Origin of the sequence: Caulobacter sp. NIBR2454, from assembly GCF_027474405.1 — a bacterium.
Lineage (GTDB): Bacteria > Pseudomonadota > Alphaproteobacteria > Caulobacterales > Caulobacteraceae > Caulobacter.
The window spans coordinates 1,912,187-1,931,543 of the sequence record NZ_CP114871.1 but is presented as its reverse complement, the minus strand read 5'-3'; the positions used below and the strand labels follow the sequence as shown (position 1 = coordinate 1,931,543).

Sequence of the window (19,357 nt, the reverse complement as noted above, 5' to 3'; positions counted from 1 at the left end):
GCCAGATGTCATACCACTGGCGGCAGGGAGCGGCTGCGGCCGAAGAACAAGAATGACGGACGTTCAGTGCGTGTGGCCGGTCGAAGCCGAGCTTGGCGAAGGTCCGGTGTGGATGGCGGGCGAGAACGCCATTTGGTTCGTCGATATCAAGAAGAAGAACATCCACCGCTTCGAGCCATCAACCGGGCGACGTGACACATGGGCCGCGCCGGATCAGCCGGGCTTCATCGTCCCGCGCAAGGCCGGTGGCTGGGTTGCTGGCCTGAAGACCGGGCTGCACCATTTCGATCCGCCCAGCCGCGCCTTCAATCTGGTTGCGCGCGTCGAGCCGCCTGAGCTGAACAACAGGCTCAATGACGGCTTCGTCGATGCGCATGGCCGACTGTGGTTTGGCTCGATGCACGATGGCGAGACTGACCTGACAGGCGCCCTCTACCGCTTTGACGGCGCCGACCTCGTCCGCTGCGATGACGGCTACTGCATCACCAACGGGCCGACCGCCAGCCCGGATGGGCGTACGCTCTATCACACCGATACGTTGAAGAAGACGATCTACGCCTTTGATCTTGATGACAAAGGCGCTTTGTCGAACAAGCGTGTCTTTGTCCAGATCGAGGACGGGGCCGGCTATCCTGACGGGCCTGTCGTGGACGCGGAAGGATGCCTGTGGACAGGCCTGTTCGCCGGATGGGGCGCGCGCCGCTATTCGCCGAAGGGCGAACTGATCGACTTCGTGAAGCTGCCTTGCGCCAACGTCACTAAGATCGCGTTCGGCGGAGCGGACCTGAAGACGGTCTATGCGACGACCGCCTTCAAGGGGATGAGCGCCGAAGAGCGAAAGGCCCAGCCTCTCGCCGGAGGCCTGTTCAGCTTCCAGGTCGAGACGCCGGGCCTTCCTCAGTCGTTGTTTAACGGGTGAGCGAGCCTTCCAGGCGACGCCACAGGCCGTAGGGATTCTCGTCCTTCAACGCCGTCGGCAGCAGGTCCGCCGGGATGTCCTGGTAGCTGACCGGCCGCAGGAAGCGGGCGATGGCCAAACTGCCGACCGAGGTCGTCCGGCTGTCGGAAGTCGCCGGATAGGGGCCGCCGTGGACCATGGCGTGGGAAACCTCCACCCCCGTGCCAAAACCGTTGACCAGGATGCGTCCAACCTTGCGTTCCAGCACCGGCAGCAGCGCGCGCGCGGCGTCATGATCGGCGGCGTCGATATGGATGGCGGCGGTTAGCTGGCCTTCGAGAGCCAAGAGCACAGCGCGCAGTTCCGCCTCGTCCTTGCAGCGTACGACCAGGGAAGATGAACCGAACACTTCTTCCTGCAGATCGTGGTTGGCCAGGAAGGCCGCGCCCGTGGTCGAGAACAGTGCCGCTTGGCCCTGGTGCGTCTCGCCCGCCAAGCCGCGGGCGATCGTCGTCACCTCGGCGTGCTTGGACAGAGCTTCGACGCCCGAGCAGTAGGACTTATGGATGCCGGGGGTCAGCATCGTCTGGGCCGCTACGCCGGTCAGCGCTTCAGCCGCACCGGCGATGAAGGCGTCAAGGCCGGGGCTGTCCACCGCCAGGATCAGGCCGGGATTGGTGCAAAACTGGCCAGCGCCCAGGGTCAACGAACCAACGAAAGCCTTGCCGATCGCCTCACCGCGCGCGGCCAGGGCGTTGGGGAACAGAACGACCGGATTGATGCTGCTCATCTCGGCATAGACCGGGATCGGCTCGGGCCGGGCCGCCGCGATCTTCATGAGCGCGGTGCCGCCGCCGCGCGAACCGGTGAAGCCCACGGCCTTGATCCGGGCGTCGGCCACCAAGCCTTGACCCACGTCACGGCCGCTGTCGAACAGGAGGGAGAAGACGCCCTCAGGCAGGCCGCAGTCGGCGACCGCCTTCTGAACGGCGAGACCGACCAGTTCGGACGTGCCTGGGTGGGCCGAGTGGGCCTTGACGATGACCGGGCATCCGGCGGCCAAGGCCGAAGCGGTGTCGCCGCCCGCCACCGAGAAGGCGAGGGGGAAGTTGCTGGCGCCGAACACGCCAACGGGACCGATGGCGATGTTGCGCAAACGCAGATCCGGGCGTGGCGCCGGCGCGCGATCGGGCAGCGCCTTGTCGATACGCACGTCCAGAAAACCGCCGTCGCGGACCACGCCGGCGAACAGGCGCAGTTGGCCGACGGTGCGGCCGCGTTCGCCTTCCAAGCGACCGCGGGGCAGGCCAGTCTCGGCCATGGCGCGAACGATCAGGTCGTCACCAAGGTCGAGGATGTTCTGGGCGATGGCTTCGAGGAACTTGGCGCGCTCTTCGAGGCTGGTTTCGCGATAGATGTCGAAGGCCGCTTCCGCCAGCGCCGCGGCCTTGTCGAGATCTGCGGCCGTCGCGCCGCCGAAGGCCGGCTCCATTTCAGCGCCAGTGGCCGCTTCAATCCCGCGAATCTCGCCGTTGGCGCCCCGCACGGCGGTTGCGCCGATCAAAAGGTTTCCGGCGATGGTCATGAGCAAGCTCCTGGAAGGCTGGGGAGGGCAAAGGTCAGACCTCTATATAGGAGAGATCGCGACGGTTTGAACCAAAACCGCAGCCCAATGGCGCCGATTGACGCAGAGGAAGATATCGAGCGGGAGCCGGCGAAGGCTGTTCTGGTCGAGCGCGCTTTCGGACAGGGCGCTCGGAAGTGCGCAAAACGTGCTTCGTCACCCTTTCGACAGAGCAATGTCAGTGAATCGTCAGCTTTCCGTCAGGACGCAGAGGCCCAATCGCATCGACCATCAACCCGTTCGCTGGGGCGTGAACGTAGAGGTTCAAGCAAGATGTTCGACAGTGAGATGGATAGCGCGGCGCAGCGCAGCGGAAAGCAGATCGATGAACTGCTGTCCTGTATCGCTCCTGACCATGAAAGCCGTGATCTGACGCCGCGGTCGGTGCAAAAGTTCCACATCATGGCAGTCCGTGCGGGCGTCGGCCGACATGATGGCCTGCTCTGGCCGGCGTTCTCGCTCGTGCGCCAGGCGGCGGCCCTCAAGATCACCGCCTGCCGCTTTGACGGGGCCAGCTTTGAGGGGTTGCTGGACGCGGGCGCCGTCTCGCTGATCGCGCCCGGCGCATGCATCGAGTCCGAATGGGCATCGAGGCCTCAGGCCCACTACATCCACTTCGCCGATGACGATGTCGAAGAGGCCCTGGCGCGCAGCGGTCGTGGACGGACCCCTCAACTTCAGTCGGATATTCTGGTCGATGACGGCATCCTGCGCGGCCTCGCCGGTAACCTCGTGCTTGAGGCCGAGCAAGGGTGGCGCAATGGCGAGATGTTCGGCGAATGGCTAGCCATGGCGACCCTGGAGCGAGCCGTGCAGGTCAATGTGCAGGAATCGCAACCGCGCTCCGACGGAACCGGCAAGCTCAGCGCTCGTCAGCTGGCGCGCGTGCTTGGGATGATCGAATCCCGCATTGACCAGGATGTCAGCCTGACTGAGCTGGCCGATGCTGCTGGCCTCAGCCGCTATCACTTCGCCCGTTGCTTCCGCGGGTCGCTGGGCGTGTCGCCGGTGCAGCACGTGATCAATCGCCGCCTGGAGCGGGCGAGCAAGCTGCTCACCGCCAGTCGCATGCCGGTCATCGAGGTGGCTCTGGCTTGTGGCTACGACAACACGTCGAACTTCGCGCGCGCGTTCAAGCAACGCTATGGCGTCACGCCGACCCAGTTCGCACGTCAGTAGACCGTCGGTATCTCAACTGCGGCAGGAAAAAGTCCTGTACGAAACTTAATTATTTAAGCGCTTACGGGGGCAGTCCTGCGGTGCTATCGCCGAGTTACGATTGAATCGGATGCTTCGGAAGCACCGAGAGTGACCCGGCGATGACTGAACAAATGGCGTCATACTCGCGCTCGCGTGAGATCGATCTTCTTGGCGAAACTCCATTCGTCGTCGGCCGCCTTTCTGTTCGCCCCCGTACGCTTGAAATTGAAGGTCCCGAGGGCAAGGTCACCGTCGAGCCCCGGGTGATGAGCGTGCTGATCGCGCTCTACCGCGCCAGGGGCGAAACCCTCAGCCGCGATGAGATGAACGCCGTCTGCTGGATGGGCAGGGTTGTGTCTCTCGACGCTCAGACCCAGGCGGTCGCGCGCCTTCGCAAGGTGCTGGCTCAAGACCCTACGGTTGAGATCGAGACGGTCAGCAAGATCGGCTATCGCCTGCGGGTGACGCATGAGGAAAGGCGATCAGCTGATCTGAAGCTTGATCGCCCCGCCGCGGCGCGGCCTGGGCTGCGAAGGTTTCCATTGTGGGCTTCAGCCGCCGTCGGCGCCTCGGCCGCCGCTGCTGCTTTCGCTGTCATCTGGATGGTTTCGGGCTTCGCGCCGGCGCCCCGAGTAAGCCAAGAGGATAGGGCAGAGGTCGCCCTGTCTCCTGACGGTATGATGCGCGCCTTCGCCAGCGCCCCGCGGGGCAGCGCCCAACGCGACATCTATCTGCATGTCATGGCGACGGGTCTTCCTGTGCGGCTTACACGCACGGATGCCGATGAGTACGGCCCGGTTTGGTCGCCGAGCGGCGATCGCCTGGCCTTCGTCCGCAAGACGGCTGACGACGATTGCCTGATACTGACCGCCCTTGTGCAGGACCGTTCAGAGAGGGTGGTGGGCCGTTGCATGGCCGCCGCGACAACCCGACTGACCTGGGCCGATGGCGATACCTTGATCTCCTCGGACCGGGCCGAGAAAAGCGGCGTGCGCCGCATCGTGGTTCTGGACGTCCGCCAACATGAAGGCGCGGATGCGTTTCAATTGGCGGCCTTGAATCGCCAGAGCATCAAGCCGTCTATCTAACTCTGAAACTTCTGTAATATTAGCGCCTTACGGCAATATTTGCTCCGGTTCAGCATGACCTGCCGAGCGCCGCGATCCCTTAGCCGCCATAAAAATGGTCCGGAAACCTCCATCCCAAATTTCCGGCGTCCGCCCGATCTTCTCATATCCCGGAGATCGGGCGGGCGGTTGAGGGGCGAAGCCTCTCGAATGACCCCCTCCCTCACAATCTTGGTCATATAACCGCTCAGGCGAACGCGCGTGCGCCCGCACCTGTGCGTCGATCAGGCACCAGACAAGAAAAAGGGCGGCGAACCCGAAAGTCCGCCGCCCCAATCTTAAGCCTGTAGGCGCTCCTAGTACTTGAGCGTGGCGTTGATGAAGAACATCCGGCCCAGGACGTCATAGACGGCCGGGTAGCCGCTGTTCGACGGCGAGGCGTTGCCCGCCAGGATCGGGTAGTCTTCCTGGGTCAGGTTACGCACGCCGCCGGTCAGGTTGACGTTGTCCGTCACGCGCCAATCGGCCGACAGGTCGATGTAGTTCTTCGCGGTGATCTTCTCCACGATGAAGTTGCTGGCGTCGTTGCCGTCCTTCACGTCGTCCAGGAAGCTCCAGACGAGGTTCAGGCCGACATTTTCATACGACCAGTTGATGGCCGTACGCAGCTTGTGACGCGGCAGCGGCACGCCCTGCGGGTTGATGTTGGTGTTGCCGCAGGTCGAACCGAACCGGTCGATGCAGTTCTTGGCCGCCGCATTCTCGTCAGGCTGGAAGCTGTTCTTCCAGCTGTTGGAGTACAGCGACTTGATCGATACGCCGCCCATGTCCGGCAGACCCACGTCCGTCAGATCGAAGCGGTAGCTGACGCCGATGTCGATGCCTTGCGTCTTCAGGAAGCCGCCATTGACGTTTTCGGCCTGGACGAAGTCGATCGTCCCGTTGGGCAGGCGACGGATCGCTTGGCAGTACGGCGAGTTCTGGTTGCCGTTGAACGTGCCGTAGCAGATGTTCATGATGCTCTGCGTCGAGCCGCCGAAGCTGGTGATCACCTTCTCGATCGAGATGTCGTAATAGTCGACAGTCACCGCCAGGCGCGGAATGAACGACGGCTGGTAGACGAAGCCAGCCGTGAACGTCTCGGCGACTTCGGGCTCGAGGTTGACGTTGCCGCCGTTGAGCGTCTGGGTCTGAGGGTTCGCGTTGAGCGCGCCGACCAGATTGGGAGCCAGACCCGAGTTGATGCAGGCCTGACGGATCGCCGCGTTCGGAGCGCCCAGCGCCGAGCACGGATCGGTCGCGGTCGGGAAGCCGTTGCTCAGGGGAGCGAACAGTTCACCCACTGACGGCGTGCGGATGGCGCGGTTGAACGAGGCGCGCAGACGCAGGTCGTCGTAGATTTCCCAATCGCCGGCGACCTTGAAGGTCTTGGTCAGCTTGTTCTGGCTCGAGTAGTCGGCGATGCGGCCGGCCAGTTCAAGGTTCACCGACTTGGCGAACGGCAGGTCCTTCAACAGCGGGATCAGGGTCTCGCCGTACAGCTCATAGGTGTCAAAGTCGCCGGAGACCGGCGGCTGGGCGTTGAAGCCCGCCACGTTGCCCGTGGCCAGATCCTGGGACGGACGGAAGTCGAAGCTCTCGTAGCGGTACTCGGCGCCCATGGCGAAGCCGATGCCGCCAGCCGGCAGGGTGAAGAAGTTGTCGGTGTTGCCATTCACGAAGAACGCGCTGACGAGCTGCTCGTAGTCCTGAGACGTCTCGATGCGGGTCTTGATGAAGTTGGCGGCATCCGCGCTCATGCGGCCGCGGCCGAAGAGGTTGATCGGAACGCAGCCGTTCGACGGATCAGCGCAACCGGTGCCGGTGGCGTTCAGCAGCAGACCCTGCTGGATGCGCTGCAGGCTCACGTCGCCGAGCAGAGAGCTCGAGCCGTGAGTGTTGCCGTACTGGATGTAGCCTTCCCAGCCGCCGTTGATGGCCGCCAAGTCGCCACGCAGGCCCAGCTGGGTCTGGAAGCCATAGAAGTTGTACTGCTGGAAGCGCGGACCGACTTCGGACAGGCGGCGGTTGAACACGCCCGTGACGGTGTCGAACAGGCCGTCGCCGTCGGAGTCCACGTCGGCATAGGTGCCGGTGGCCCACGGCGCGCTCGCCGGAACCGAGTAGGAGGCCGTGGAGCCCAGATTATTCAGCGCGGTCTTGGCGGCCGGGGTCAGGAACGGGTTGTTGTCCAGGGTGAAGCGGAAGGTGCGGTTGCCCACCGGCGTTTCGGCCAGCTGGGTGGCGACCGACGAATAGACGAAGTTGCCCTTGGCGAAGGCTTCGATGGTGTCGTTGAGCTGATAACGGCCCAGGGAGGTGACCGAATAACGCTCTTGCGGCGTTTGCAGGTAGTTGAGCGGCGCGAAGTTGTAGTTGTCCGGAGCGCCGGCATAGGCGCGCACGTCGCCATTGGGCAGGAACAGGGCCGAGGTGGAGCTCGCCGCCGGGGCGCCCGGGATGATCGGGAACTTGCCGGAAACGTAGCCATTGACCCGACCGTCTTCCTGGCTGTTGGAGCCCGACGGGATCAGCTTGAGACCAGCAGCGCGTTGCGCCGCCGAAGGCTCGCCCCAGGAGGTGGCGAGCAGGCCGCCGCGCTTGCCTTGAGTGAGGGGCTCACGGTCGTTGTAGCCGAGCGATAGGACCACGTTGCCCCGGCCGTCGTCGAAGTTGGCGCCCATGGTGGCGTCGATGCTGTAGATCGGCGCGTCCAGATCGTCGGTGTTTTGATAGCCGGCGGTGAACTGGAAGCCCTCGAAGTCCTTCTTCAGCACGAAGTTGACGACGCCCGAGATGGCGTCCGAGCCGTACACGGCCGAAGCGCCGCCGGTGACGACTTCCACATTCTGGATCAGCGCCGGCGGGATCAGGTTGATATCGACCACGCCCGACTGCGAGGTCGGGGTCTGGCGCTTGCCATCGACCAGCACCAGGGTGCGGACCGGGCCCAGGCCACGAAGGTTCACGGTGGCCGCGCCTCCCGAACCGTTGTTCACGGTCGAGGTCACGCCCGGAACCGCTTGCGGCAGGGTGTTCAGCAGGTTTTCGGTGTTCACAACGCCTTGCTGCTGGAGCTCCTTCTCGCCAACCGTGGCGATGGGGCTCGACGAGACGAGGTCAGGGCGGGCGATGCGCGAGCCAGTAACGACGATCTCTTCGACCGCGGTGTCGTCTTGCGCGTAAGCCGCCGTAGCCGAGAAGGCGGCGAAAGCCGCTCCGCAAATCATGGAAGACGCGAGCAGGCGCTCACGCATGGACTTGGTCTTCAATATTCTATCCTCCGACGGCCGCATGCGGCCTGCCCCTTGAGAGTGTGACGGCGTTCCCCCGCTATTTTGGCCGCGGCCCGCGCCCGATTTCTTACGAATCGAAGCGCGGCGTTCGGCCTGGACAGACGGCGCCGTTGTCAGGGGTGGGGTGGGGAGGTCAGGTGCGAGGCGCAGATGTTGCGCAACAGGCTCCGATCGTGCGCGCCGTGGCGGCTTTTCATCAAAGTGTTGCTTTGATGCACACCGGTATGCGCACCGTCAGACTGGTACGACGGTCGTGTATTTCACCTGGCTGAGCGCAAAGTGAGACGCTGCGGTGGCGACCGCTGGATGCTTCAGCAGATCGTTCATCAAGAACCGCTCATAGGCCGAAACGTCGGGCACGACGACACGCATCAGGTAATCCCATTCCCCCGACATGGAATGACATTCCATGATCTCACCGCGGGTCTGGATGAAGGCTTCGAACTTCTGGCGGTCGTCACCCGTGTGCGACTTCATCCGCAGCTGGCACATGACATTGACGCCGCGCCCGACCTTCTCGGCATCGACCAGTCGCACGGCCTGCTTGAGAAGGCCCGCCGTCTCAAGGGCCTTGATGCGTCGCCAGCACGAGGCGGGTGAAGCGCCCACCTGATCGGCCAGCGCGGCGTGACTGAGGCCCGCGTCCTGCTGCAGGGCGCGGAGGATACGGCGATCGACATCATCGAGATGATCAGAACGTTTCATATTTCCACCGTATGGGCGATTTCCTTTCAGAATATGCCCGCCGCGCTACCATTCTGAAAGCGTTTCATCACCGCGATCGCATAGCATGTGATCATGAGCGAGATTTCCAAACCGCAGACGCCGCCGTCAGGCGCCGCCGCTGACTGGACCATTCCCCAAGAATGGTCTCGCTACACTGTGCAAGAGCATGCCCTGTGGGATCAGCTATTTGAGCGTCAGGCCAGCATGCTGCGCGGCAGGGTCACGCCGGCGTTTCTTCAGGGTCTGGATGTTCTGCGCCTTTCCAAGCCGGGCATTCCTGACTTCGAAGAGCTTTCGGAGCGGCTGCGCAAGCTGACAGGCTGGTCGGTCGTGGCTGTGCCCGGACTCGTACCGGACGACGTGTTTTTCGAACATATGGCCAACCGTCGCTTCGTGGCGGGCAACTTCATCCGCAAACCCGACCAGATCGACTATCTGGAGGAGCCGGACGTCTTCCATGACGTCTTCGGTCACGTACCGCTGCTCGCGAACCCGGTCTTTGCTGACTACATGCAGGCCTACGGGGAGGGCGGTTTGCGTTCCCTGAAGTTCGGTTCCCTGGACAAGCTGGCCAGGCTCTATTGGTACACGGTGGAGTTTGGCCTCATCCGCGAAGCGGGTGACCTGCATCTCTATGGCGCGGGCATCGTGTCCAGCTACGGCGAGTCTCACTTCGCGCTGGATGATCCGTCGCCCAACCGCCTTGGGTTCGACCTGCAGCGGGTGATGCGGACCCAGTATCGGATCGACGACTACCAGCAGACCTACTTCGTCATCGACAGCTTCAAGGACCTGCTCCAGCAGACCCTCGATACCGATTTCGCGCCTCTCTACGCCGAACTTGAGACCCTGCCGGACCTCGACACCGAAACGATCTTGCCCACGGACCGCGTTCTGCATCGCGGCACCCAGGCCTACGCCAGACAGAAAGCCTCCTGATGCTTGACCTGAACACCGGCCCCGCAGCCCTGTTCGATCGCCTGCGCCCGCAAGCGCCGGATGCGCTGCTGTCGCTGATCTCGCTGTATCGCAATGATCCGCGTCCGCAAAAGATCGACCTGGGCGTTGGCGTTTACAAGGACGAGGCTGGCGTCACCCCGGTCCTGCGCGCCGTCAAGGCGGCCGAACGCGTCCTGCTGGAGACCCAGGCCTCCAAATCCTATCTCGGCCCTGAGGGCGATATGGGTTTTGTGGACGCTCTGAAGCCGATTGTTTTCGGCGGTTCAGCCGATGGGGAAGCTCTGTTTGGCGTCCAGACCCCCGGCGGCACCGGCGCTTTGCGGCTGGCTTGTGAGCTGATCAACGCCGCACGTCCGGGCGCGCGCATTTGGCTGGGCACGCCCAGCTGGCCGAACCACGCACCGATCTTCGCGGCCGCGGGTCTGACCACGGCGACCTATCCCTGGTTCGACCCGGCGACCCAGAGTGTCCGCTTCGACGAGATGCTGGCCGCGCTGAACAAGGCGCAGGCCGGCGACATCGTGATTCTACACGGGTGCTGCCATAACCCCACCGGCGCGGATCTGACGCTGGACCAATGGAAAACGGTGGCCCACGTGGTCGCCGCGCGCGGACTGCTGCCGCTGATTGACTTGGCTTACCAGGGTCTGGGCGAGGGGCTGGAAGCCGATGCTGCTGGCGCGCGCCTAGTGATCGACGCGGTGGACGATGCCCTCGTCGCCTATTCCTGCGATAAGAACTTTGGTCTTTATCGCGAGCGCACGGGCGCGTTGTTCGCCGTAAACCGCAACCCTGATCGCGCTGATCTAGTGCGGTCCAACATTTTGGCGCTGGCCCGCGCCAACTGGTCGATGCCGCCCGATCACGGCGCCGCCGTCGCTCGCATCGTACTGGAAAACGCGGACCTAAACGCCGACTGGCGCGCCGAACTTGAGGAGATGCGCCTGCGTATCGCTTCGGTCCGCATGGCGCTGGCGGACGCTGATCCGCGCCTGGATGGCCTGCGCCGCCAGCACGGGATGTTCTCCTTGCTGCCGGTCAGCCCAGCACAGGTCTCGCACCTGCGTAGCGCCTACGCCGTCTATATGGCCGGTTCCGGCCGCATCAATTTGGCGGGCCTCACCGCCGCCACCGTTCCGGTTTTCGCGCAGGCTTTCGCCGCCTGCCTCGAAGGAGAATTCGCATGAGCACGATCACCCAGGACAATCCTCTCGGCCTGGACGGCTTCGAGTTCGTCGAGTTCACCAGCCCTGATCCGGCGGCCATGAAGGCTCTGATCGAACAGCTTGGTTTCGTTCCGTTTTCCAAGCACCCGACCAAGGATCTGGTTCGCTATAAGCAAGGGCGGATCAATCTTCTGGTGAACCAGGAGGCGTCCGGTCAGGTCGCTGATTTCCGTGCAGATCACGGCCCGTCGGCCAGTGGCATGGCCTTCCGTGTCGCCGACGCAAAGACCGCCTTCGAGACCGCGATAGCGCGTGGAGCCAAGGCGGCCGACGCGGCGCGCGGCGCGTTGGGCGAAGACAGCTATGTGCTGGAAGGCATCGGCGGCTCGTATCTCTACCTCATCGACCGCTATGGCGACAAAGGCTCGATCTATGACGCCTGGGAACAGGTCCCGGGCGCTGTCGAGGCCGAAGCCGCCAACAACGTCGGCCTCGATCTGCTCGACCACCTGACCCACAATGTGCGCCGGGGCCAGATGCGAACCTGGTCGACCTTCTACAATCAGATTTTCGGCTTCGAAGAGCAGAAGTACTTCGACATCAAGGGTCAGGCGACCGGCCTGTTCAGCCAGGCGATGATCGCCCCCGACAAGGCGATCCGCATTCCGCTGAACGAGAGCCAGGACGACAAGTCCCAGATCGAAGAGTTCATTCGCGAATACAACGGCGAGGGCATCCAGCACCTGGCCCTGACCACGGCGAATATCTACGACACGGTCGAACGTCTGCGCGCCCGCGGCGTGAAGCTTCAGGATACCATCGAGACCTACTACGAACTGGTCGACAAGCGCGTGCCTGGCCACGGCGAGGACCTGGAACGCCTGCGCAAGAACCGCATCCTCATCGATGGCGCGGTGGGTGAGGAAGGCCTGCTGCTGCAGATCTTCACCGAAAACCTGTTCGGCCCGATCTTCTTCGAGATCATCCAGCGCAAGGGGAACGAAGGCTTTGGCAACGGCAACTTCCAGGCCTTGTTTGAGTCGATCGAGCTCGATCAAATCCGCCGCGGCGTGATCAAGGTGGACGCCTGAGACCTCGATAGGGCAAGCGCATGAACGACAGGCGTAACGAAGCGCCGCAGGCGTATGGATCGGGCTTTGGCAACAGCTTCGCTTTCGAGGCTGTGGCTGGCGCTTTGCCGGTTGGTCGCAACTCGCCGCAGAAGACGCCGTTCGGCCTTTATGCCGAGCAGCTGTCGGGCAGCGCCTTTACCGCTCCGCGTCATGAGAACAAGCGGTCTTGGCTTTATCGACTGCGCCCAACCGCCAGCCATTCGCCGTACAAGCCTTACGACGGTGGAAAACTGTTGCGTTCGGGTCCATTCGATGAGGTCCCGCCCAGCCCCAATCGGATGCGTTGGGATCCACTTGAGATGCCTACGGAGCCGACCGACTTCGTCGATGGTCTCGTCTCCTACGGCGGCAATGGCGACGTGGCGACGGGGCAGGGGATCGGCATTCACCTGTACGCTGCCAATCGCTCCATGCGCGATCGCGTGTTCTCTAACGCGGACGGCGAACTGCTGATCGTCCCTCAGCAGGGTGTGCTGTTGCTTGCGACCGAACTTGGTCGTCTATCCGTGGCGCCGGGCGAGATCGCCGTCGTGCCTCGCGGCCTCCGGTTTCGGGTGGAACTGAATGACGCCGAGGCGCGCGGCTATGTCTGCGAAAACTATGGCGCGCCTTTCCGCCTGCCGGAACTGGGACCGATTGGCTCCAACGGCTTGGCGAACTCGCGCGACTTCCTGACGCCGAGCGCCTGGTTCGAGGATGTCGATGCACCCTGCGAGGTGGTGCAGAAATTCCAGGGCGGCCTGTGGGTCACGACGCTGGATCACTCGCCCCTGGACGTGGTCGCCTGGCACGGCAATCTCGCGCCCTACAAGTACGACCTGTCGCTGTTCAACACGATCGGGACGGTCAGCTATGATCACCCCGATCCTTCGATCTTCACCGTCCTGACATCGCCATCTGAGATCGCCGGCACCGCCAACTGCGACTTCGTGATCTTTCCGCCGCGCTGGATGGTCGCGGAGGACACGTTCCGTCCGCCGTGGTTCCACCGCAATGTGATGAGCGAGTTCATGGGTCTGATCCACGGCGCGTATGACGCCAAGGCCGGCGGCTTCGCCCCGGGCGGCGCGTCCCTCCACAACTGCATGAGCGGCCACGGCCCCGACCGCGAAAGCTGGGAGAAGGCGACAGTCGCCGAACTGCGGCCGCACAAGATCGAAAACACAATGGCCTTCATGTTCGAAAGTCGCTGGGTGATCCGACCAACGCGGTTCGCGATGGAGACTCCATTGATGCAACTCGACTATGACGACTGCTGGAATGGCTTCACCAAGGGAAAGCCGGGCGTTTGACCGACGGGACCGCGTTCCGCCGCCTGCACGCGACTCCAGCCGGCGTGCGGCTCGGGCCGCTCGAACTGGTCGCTGACGGCAAGGCGTGCAATCTGGTGTTGGAAATCGGTGACGGCCGCTTCCACGGCTTCCTGGTTCGGCGGGGCGGGGCGGTGTTCGGCTATGTCGACCGTTGCCCGCACGCGGGACTTCCGCTGGCCCAGAAGCTGGATGACTATCTGACGCCTCAGGGCGACCTGATCGCCTGCAGTTGGCATGGGGCGTTGTTTGACATCGACAGCGGCGCCTGTATCGGCGGACCGTGCGTCGGACAGAAGCTGACGCCGTGGCCAGTCGAGGTCGAGGACGGGATCATTCGAACCAAATGAAGGAAGTCCACATGGCGCGGAAGGTTATCGTGACGGGTGCGCGCGGCGGGCTGGGCAGGGCGGTGACGGAGGCGTTCCTGGCCGCAGGATATAAGGTCGCGGTTCCCGTGAGGGGGGCGGCTGATGCTGTTGCGCCGTTCTCCGGCGAGGTGGCTGTGATCGAGGGCGTGGACCTTGGCGACCCGGCTGCGGCGCAGTCGGCCTTCGACCGCGCGAAAGCGGCGTTAGGCGGCATCGATGTTGTGGTCAATGTCGCCGGCGGCTTCACCTTCGAAATGATTTCAGACGGCTCTCCAGAGAGTTGGCGCGAGATGTTCGCGATCAACCTGGAAACCTGCGCCAATCTCAGTCGAGCCGCAGCGACGGGTCTGTCTGATGGCGGAGCGATCATCAATGTCGGTTCGGCGGCGGCCGTTGTGGCCGGCGCGGGCATGGGACCCTATGCGGCGTCCAAGGCGGCGGTCGCGAGACTGACAGAAAGCCTGGCTGCCGAATTGAAGGGCAGGGTGCGGGTTAACGCCGTCCTCCCCGCGATCATGGACACGCCGCGCAACCGCGCCGACATGCCAGCCGCCGATCCTGCGACCTGGACCGCGCCGGCGGCTGTGGCCGACGCGATCTTGTTCCTGGCCTCGCCCCAGGCGCGGGCTATCAATGGCGCCCTCGTGCCGGTGACCAATCCCGCAGTGGACTAGGGAGCGACCGGAGTCACCCGCCAGATGATGTTGCCGACATCGTCGGCCACCAGAAGTGCGCCGCGACCATCGACCGCCACACCCACCGGCCGGCCCCAGGCGTCGCCTTTGGGGCTGAGAAAGCCGGTCAGGAAGTCTTCGGCGGCGCCGGACGGCATGCCATTGGCGAAGGGCACGAAAGCTACCTTGTAGCCGCTGGGGGGCTTGCGGTTCCACGAGCCGTGTTGGCCTACGAACGCTCCGGCGGTGTAGCGGGCGGGGAATGTCGCGCCTTCATAGAAGGTCAGGCCCAGCGACGCGGTGTGGGCGCCGAGAGCGAAGTCGGGCTTGATCGCACTAGCGACAAGGTCCGGCCTTGGCGGCTTCACCCGCGCATCGACCGTCTGGCCGTAGTAGCTGTACGGCCAACCATAGAAGCCGCCATCCTTCACCGATGTCATGTAGTCAGGCACCAGATCGTTTCCGATCTCGTCCCGCTCGTTGACGGCGGTCCACAGCGCGCCGCTCTGCGGTTGCCAGCCCATCCCATTGGGGTTGCGCAGTCCGGAGGCGAAGACACGGCTCGCGCCGGTGGCGGGATCGATCTCCAGGATTGCGGCGCGGCGCTCCTCGTTCTCCATCCCGTTCTCAGCGACATTGCTGTTGGAGCCCACGGTCGCGTAGAGCTTGGAGCCGTCGCGGCTCGCGATCAGACTTTTGGTCCAGTGGTGATTGATCGGCCCAGCAGGCAGGTCGGCGACCTTTTGCGGCGCGGCTGTGATCTGTAGCTGCCCTGCCTGATACGGGAAGCGGACGACGGCGTCGGTGTTGGCCACATAGAAGCTGTCGCCGATCAGAGCCATGCCAAACGGCGAGTTGAGTCCTTCCAGGAAGGCGCTTCGCACTTCCGGCGTTCCGTCGCCGTCCTGGTCTCGCAGCAGGGTGATCCGGTTGGCGCTCGGCGCCTTGGCGCCGGCCTTGGCCATCACCTTCGACTGTATCCATGCGCGCAGTCCGTCAGGCTTCTTGGCCGGACCATTGGTCTCCGCCACCAGCACGTCGCCGTTCGGCAGCACATGGATCCATCGCGGGTGCGCCAGATCAGCGGCGAAAGCGGTGACGGTGAAGCCTGCTGGAGCGACCGGCTTCTGACCCTCCGGCCAGCCTTTCGCCGGCGCGATGTCGATCACCGGCAGCAGCGATTTCCTGGGTTCGGGCAGACGCGGGTTGGGGCCATAGGTGTCCTGCGTCGGCAGGGCCGGCCCGCTACACGCCGCAAGCACGAGTGCGATTGGAGCAATGGCTGCCCCAGCGACAAGTCTGCTTATCATCAGGCGATCCCATCCCGGCTTTTGATTGTCGAAGTTCAACGCGAAACTCTGCCGCAAGTTCGAGCGATGGGCGATCAATGCCTGTGCGAACCAAACGCCTATAAGCGACCGCAGAATTCTTAGGATCGCAGAACCCCACCCCGACACTAGGTTTAGGCTCGAACTTTCTTCCCGCGGAGCCGGGTCATGACGACGGCCGCCCCCCAGCCGATCAAGAACAAGCCCTTATGGGCCAATTTCGGATTCCAGGTGCTCGCCGCCATGCTGATCGGCTTGGCGGCCGGGCTGCTGGCGCGCAGCCTCGGCGTCGAGGAAGGGCAGGCGGGCCATGCCCTTGCCGAGACCCTGCGTCAGGTCGGAGCGCTCTTCATCCAATTGCTGCGCGCCTTGGTGCCCCCGCTGGTCTTCACGGCCATTGTGGCCAGCATCGCCAATCTCCGGGAGCTTCAGAACGCCGCCCAGCTGGTCTGGCGCACGCTCCTGTGGTTCGCCATCACCGCCCTGATCGCCGTGGTGATCGGCATAAGCCTCGGCCTCATCCTGCAACCAGGTCTCCACGCTTCCGTAACGGCCGCGCAGGCAAAGGCTCCTACGACGACGGGTTCCTGGCTCGACTTCCTGACCAGCCTTGTTCCCAGCAACATCCTAGGCCTTCAGGCCTCCACCAAGCTGAATGACGCTGCCGCAGCCACCAGCCTGTCCTTCAATGTGCTGCAGGTCGTGGTCATCTCGCTGGTCGCGGGCGTCGCCGCCCTGAAGGTCGGGGAGCCGGCAAGGCCGTTCCTGGCCTTCAACGCATCGGCCCTGGCGATCGTGCGCAAGGTTCTGTGGTGGGGGATCCGCTTGACGCCTATCGGCACTATCGGGCTGTTCGGCAATGCGGTGGCCCAATATGGCTGGACGACCCTGGGTCAGCTCGGCTCCTTCAGCATCGCCGTCTATGCCGGGCTCGGTCTTGTCCTGTTCGTCGTCTATCCAACGCTTTTGCTGGCGCACAGCCTTAATCCGCTGAAGTTCCTGTCTGGTGTCTGGCCAGCGGTGCAGTTGGGCTTTGTATCGCGCTCGTCAATCGGCACTTTGCCGGTCACGGAAGCGATGACGGAGACCCGTCTGGGCGTTCCACGCGCCTACGCCGCGTTCGCCGTGCCGCTCGGAGCGACCACCAAAATGGACGGTTGCGCGGCGATCTATCCCGCCGTCGCGGCGATCTTCGTGGCGCAGTTCTACGGGGTGCATCTGTCGCTGTCGGACTATGCGCTGATCGTCTTCGTATCGGTCATCGGCTCGGCAGCCACAGCGGGGCTCACAGGGGCTGTCGTCATGCTGACCCTGACCCTTTCGACCCTGGGCTTGCCGTTGGAAGGCGTTGGTCTGCTGTTGGCGATCGACCCGATCCTCGACATGGGCCGCACCGCGGTGAATGTCGCGGGTCAGGCCCTGGTCCCGACTATCGTCGCCAAGGAGCAGGGTATTCTCGACCAGTCGATCTACGACGGCGACCGTTATGAAGAGGGCGGCGAACGGTTTGGCATCGCGCCAGCGGAATAGCCTGCCTAGCTGACTTCGCCGCGGATCAGCGGGCCCAGCAGACTTTCAAGGCCCGTGCTGATGATCTGCACGCCGATGCACAGCAGCAGCAGGGCCACCAGACGTGAGACGACCCGCGCGCCGTTGGCGCCGATCAGCTTCAACAGGCGATCCGCCGAGCGGTAGGACAGCCAGATCACCGCGGCCATGCAGACCGCTGCGACGCTTGCGCCGATAAAGAATGAAGCTGTCCCTGGACCGTCCGTGGGTCGCTGCGACGACAGGGCAATGGCGACCGAGATCGTGCCGGGTCCCGTCGTGAAGGGCATTGTCAGCGGAAAGAAGGCGACATCATCGTGGGAGCCCTTGGCCAGGGCGGCGTCGTCAGCCTTCCTGCCTTCCTGGACTTCCGGAGCCATCAGCAGGCCCCATGCGCGGATCGCCACTACGAGCCCACCCGCCACACGAAGCGCGCCGAGGCTGATCCCAAAGAAATTCAGGATGTAGCTGCCCAACCAGAGCGACACGAGCAGCACCAACAGCGAATAGACTGAAATGCGCGTCGCCAATCGTGCGCGATCTTCGCGTGACAGGTCGCCGGTCACCTCATTGAAGATCAGCGATGCGCCAATCGGATTGACGATCGAGAAGAGGGCGGGAAACGCCAAGAGAAAGGCGCCGATAACACTCGTCACCGGAAGGGGGCTGAAATCCATGAATCCGGGTCCGCATCTAAGTGCGCCCAAAAGGCCCCGATTCCCCTAGTGCGCGGAAGGCTTGTCTGAACATGGCGGCGGAGGGTCGCGTCGCAGGTTCCACAGATGGGCCGCCGCAAGGGCGAGCCCGCCCAAGACTGACAACACGATCTCCAGCTCGTGGGTTGGCCAACCTGCGGCACCCCCAACCAGCGCAAAAAGTCCGGTGATGGCCAAGGCCAGCAGGGCGAGGGGCGGGCGAGGGGCGCCACGGCGAAACAGTGCGATCCCTGATACGGGGGCCGCCACGCCGACAAACAGCACATGAATCCATTCGGCCTCAGTCCATGCGCCGAGGAAAGGCAGCGCCACGGCGACCACGGGAAGCACCAGGCAATGGATCAGGCAAAGTCCCGACAGTCCAATCGCGGACACGTCGAGGGCTTTGGCCGGTGGAGCGATTTTCATCGACGTCTGTCCGGTCACGATTTGAAGGAGTCCCGTCCGACAGGCTGGGGGAGGAAAGTCGGACGGGACGGGTCTTCCCTGGGGGGCGGGGAAGGCCTCGAACATAGTTGTTATGCTATAACATTCAAGTCGGCGCGAACGCCTAGGGCCTCATTGCGCCCCAAGGCGCGGGTCCTGCCAGGCCATTGTCGCAAGGTCGACACAGGAACCAGCAGCTTGCGGTTTGGTTCTCCCTGCGTCGACGACCCGGGCCAGGGCCGGTCGGCTGACTGCATCGAGGGAGATTTCCATGCCCACCAATGAAAAGCCCGACGCCATCGCCTTGCTCAAAGCCGATCATCGCAAGGTCGAAGAGCTGTTTGAAACCTATGAAAAGGCTCGCGGCGCCGACCGCAAACAGGCGATCGCCAAGCAGATTTGCACCGAGCTGATCGTTCACACGATCATCGAGGAGGAAATCTTCTACCCGGCCTGCAAGGGCGCGGTTGAAGAAGACCTGATCGACGAGGCCTATGTCGAGCATGACGGCGCCAAGGTGTTGATCGCTGAAATCCTCGGCAGCGAGCCGAACGAAGATTTTTACGACGCCAAGGTGAAGGTGCTCTCGGAAATGATCGAGCACCACGTCGAAGAAGAAGAGAAGCGCGTCGAGGGGATGTTCTCTCAGGCTCGCAAGGCCGGCCTCGACATGGACGCTCTCGGAGACCAGATGGCCGCCCGTAAGAAGGAAGCCATGCAGGAGTTCGAAACCAACGGCCTGCCGCCGCCTGAGACCCGCACGTTCACGGGTCACCAATTGGAGGAAGGCGCGCCCGTCGATGAGCCTTCTGACAACAGGGCGGCGCCTGACGAAGTGCGGCCCGCGCGATGAACTTAAGGGCGGGCCGCCCCGA

17 protein-coding genes are annotated in these 19,357 nt (G+C 63.7%); 11 read left to right on the top strand and 6 right to left on the bottom strand.

Annotated features, from left to right (window positions below; all coding sequences use genetic code 11):
• Window positions 1–52 precede the first annotated feature (52 nt).
• Window positions 53–919, top strand: coding sequence for an SMP-30/gluconolactonase/LRE family protein (locus tag O5K31_RS09475; RefSeq protein ID WP_269713327.1), 867 nt, complete (start codon window positions 53–55; stop codon window positions 917–919).
• Here the strand turns inward: O5K31_RS09475 and O5K31_RS09470 are convergent.
• A complete protein-coding gene (locus tag O5K31_RS09470; protein WP_269713326.1) occupies window positions 909–2,483 on the bottom strand; it encodes an aldehyde dehydrogenase (NADP(+)) in 1,575 nt (524 codons plus the stop codon). The genes O5K31_RS09475 and O5K31_RS09470 overlap by 11 nt on opposite strands.
• Before the next feature lie 66 nt (window positions 2,484–2,549).
• On the opposite strand from O5K31_RS09470, the gene O5K31_RS09465 reads away from it, so the two are divergent.
• Together O5K31_RS09465 and O5K31_RS09460 are read left to right on the top strand one after the other, a co-directional pair.
• On the top strand, window positions 2,550–3,701 hold the full coding sequence (locus O5K31_RS09465; RefSeq protein WP_269713325.1) for a helix-turn-helix domain-containing protein: 1,152 nt from the start codon (window positions 2,550–2,552) through the stop codon (window positions 3,699–3,701).
• A gap of 152 nt (window positions 3,702–3,853) precedes the next feature.
• Window positions 3,854–4,810 (top strand): winged helix-turn-helix domain-containing protein, encoded by a 957-nt coding sequence (locus O5K31_RS09460; RefSeq protein ID WP_269713324.1) that lies wholly within the window; start codon window positions 3,854–3,856, stop codon window positions 4,808–4,810.
• A gap of 335 nt (window positions 4,811–5,145) precedes the next feature.
• Here the strand turns inward: O5K31_RS09460 and O5K31_RS09455 are convergent, their stop codons facing one another.
• Window positions 5,146–8,100, bottom strand: coding sequence for a TonB-dependent receptor domain-containing protein (locus tag O5K31_RS09455; protein WP_269713323.1), 2,955 nt, complete (start codon window positions 8,098–8,100; stop codon window positions 5,146–5,148).
• Between the two features lie 258 nt (window positions 8,101–8,358).
• Window positions 8,359–8,829, bottom strand: a complete 471-nt coding sequence (locus O5K31_RS09450; RefSeq protein ID WP_269713322.1) for an Lrp/AsnC family transcriptional regulator — start codon at window positions 8,827–8,829, stop codon at window positions 8,359–8,361.
• A 93-nt stretch (window positions 8,830–8,922) separates the two neighbouring features.
• Between O5K31_RS09450 and phhA the strand changes: the two genes are divergently transcribed.
• From phhA to O5K31_RS09420, 6 genes are read left to right on the top strand one after another with little or no spacing between them, the layout of a single operon-like run.
• On the top strand, window positions 8,923–9,789 hold the full coding sequence (gene phhA / locus O5K31_RS09445) for a phenylalanine 4-monooxygenase (protein ID WP_269713321.1): 867 nt from the start codon (window positions 8,923–8,925) through the stop codon (window positions 9,787–9,789).
• Window positions 9,789–10,997 (top strand): amino acid aminotransferase, encoded by a 1,209-nt coding sequence (locus O5K31_RS09440; RefSeq protein ID WP_269713320.1) that lies wholly within the window; start codon window positions 9,789–9,791, stop codon window positions 10,995–10,997. The genes phhA and O5K31_RS09440 overlap by 1 nt, the downstream gene beginning before the upstream one ends.
• The gene (gene hppD / locus O5K31_RS09435) at window positions 10,994–12,067 is read left to right on the top strand and encodes a 4-hydroxyphenylpyruvate dioxygenase (RefSeq protein WP_269713319.1); all 1,074 of its coding nucleotides are present in this window, start codon (window positions 10,994–10,996) and stop codon (window positions 12,065–12,067) included. Before O5K31_RS09440 ends, hppD begins: the two co-directional genes overlap by 4 nt.
• 20 nt (window positions 12,068–12,087) lie before the next feature.
• Entirely contained in the window at window positions 12,088–13,401 is a 1,314-nt protein-coding gene (gene hmgA, locus O5K31_RS09430; protein WP_269713318.1) for a homogentisate 1,2-dioxygenase, read from the top strand.
• The gene (locus tag O5K31_RS09425) at window positions 13,398–13,769 is read left to right on the top strand and encodes a Rieske (2Fe-2S) protein (protein ID WP_269713317.1); all 372 of its coding nucleotides are present in this window, start codon (window positions 13,398–13,400) and stop codon (window positions 13,767–13,769) included. Before hmgA ends, O5K31_RS09425 begins: the two co-directional genes overlap by 4 nt.
• 11 nt (window positions 13,770–13,780) lie before the next feature.
• Window positions 13,781–14,464 (top strand): SDR family NAD(P)-dependent oxidoreductase, encoded by a 684-nt coding sequence (locus O5K31_RS09420; RefSeq protein ID WP_269713315.1) that lies wholly within the window; start codon window positions 13,781–13,783, stop codon window positions 14,462–14,464.
• Here the strand turns inward: O5K31_RS09420 and O5K31_RS09415 are convergent.
• Window positions 14,461–15,774 carry a PQQ-dependent sugar dehydrogenase gene (locus tag O5K31_RS09415; RefSeq protein ID WP_269713314.1) on the bottom strand — a complete coding sequence of 438 codons (1,314 nt, stop codon included), beginning with the start codon at window positions 15,772–15,774 and terminating at the stop codon, window positions 14,461–14,463. The genes O5K31_RS09420 and O5K31_RS09415 overlap by 4 nt on opposite strands.
• Before the next feature lie 186 nt (window positions 15,775–15,960).
• On the opposite strand from O5K31_RS09415, the gene O5K31_RS09410 reads away from it, so the two are divergent.
• Entirely contained in the window at window positions 15,961–17,322 is a 1,362-nt protein-coding gene (locus tag O5K31_RS09410) for a dicarboxylate/amino acid:cation symporter (protein ID WP_269713313.1), read from the top strand.
• Between the two features lie 5 nt (window positions 17,323–17,327).
• On the opposite strand, the gene O5K31_RS09405 is transcribed toward O5K31_RS09410, so the two are convergent.
• Window positions 17,328–18,017 (bottom strand): MarC family protein, encoded by a 690-nt coding sequence (locus O5K31_RS09405; protein ID WP_269713312.1) that lies wholly within the window; start codon window positions 18,015–18,017, stop codon window positions 17,328–17,330.
• Between the two features lie 45 nt (window positions 18,018–18,062).
• The gene (locus tag O5K31_RS09400) at window positions 18,063–18,482 is read right to left on the bottom strand and encodes a MerC domain-containing protein (RefSeq protein ID WP_269713311.1); all 420 of its coding nucleotides are present in this window, start codon (window positions 18,480–18,482) and stop codon (window positions 18,063–18,065) included.
• 271 nt (window positions 18,483–18,753) lie between these two features.
• On the opposite strand from O5K31_RS09400, the gene O5K31_RS09395 reads away from it, so the two are divergent.
• Entirely contained in the window at window positions 18,754–19,335 is a 582-nt protein-coding gene (locus O5K31_RS09395) for a hemerythrin domain-containing protein (protein ID WP_269713310.1), read from the top strand.
• The last annotated feature ends 22 nt before the right edge of the window (window positions 19,336–19,357 follow it).

Coding starts and splice junctions, on each gene's coding strand:
- hmgA (WP_269713318.1), top strand. CDS start 12,088: ATGAACGACAGGCGTAACGAAGCGCCGCAGGCGTATGGATCGGGCTTT.
- O5K31_RS09475 (WP_269713327.1), top strand. CDS start 53: ATGACGGACGTTCAGTGCGTGTGGCCGGTCGAAGCCGAGCTTGGCGAA.
- hppD (WP_269713319.1), top strand. CDS start 10,994: ATGAGCACGATCACCCAGGACAATCCTCTCGGCCTGGACGGCTTCGAG.
- O5K31_RS09410 (WP_269713313.1), top strand. CDS start 15,961: ATGACGACGGCCGCCCCCCAGCCGATCAAGAACAAGCCCTTATGGGCC.
- O5K31_RS09450 (WP_269713322.1), bottom strand. CDS start 8,829: ATGAAACGTTCTGATCATCTCGATGATGTCGATCGCCGTATCCTCCGC.
- phhA (WP_269713321.1), top strand. CDS start 8,923: ATGAGCGAGATTTCCAAACCGCAGACGCCGCCGTCAGGCGCCGCCGCT.
- O5K31_RS09405 (WP_269713312.1), bottom strand. CDS start 18,017: ATGGATTTCAGCCCCCTTCCGGTGACGAGTGTTATCGGCGCCTTTCTC.
- O5K31_RS09460 (WP_269713324.1), top strand. CDS start 3,854: ATGGCGTCATACTCGCGCTCGCGTGAGATCGATCTTCTTGGCGAAACT.
- O5K31_RS09420 (WP_269713315.1), top strand. CDS start 13,781: ATGGCGCGGAAGGTTATCGTGACGGGTGCGCGCGGCGGGCTGGGCAGG.
- O5K31_RS09415 (WP_269713314.1), bottom strand. CDS start 15,774: ATGATAAGCAGACTTGTCGCTGGGGCAGCCATTGCTCCAATCGCACTC.
- O5K31_RS09395 (WP_269713310.1), top strand. CDS start 18,754: ATGCCCACCAATGAAAAGCCCGACGCCATCGCCTTGCTCAAAGCCGAT.
- O5K31_RS09440 (WP_269713320.1), top strand. CDS start 9,789: ATGCTTGACCTGAACACCGGCCCCGCAGCCCTGTTCGATCGCCTGCGC.
- O5K31_RS09470 (WP_269713326.1), bottom strand. CDS start 2,483: ATGACCATCGCCGGAAACCTTTTGATCGGCGCAACCGCCGTGCGGGGC.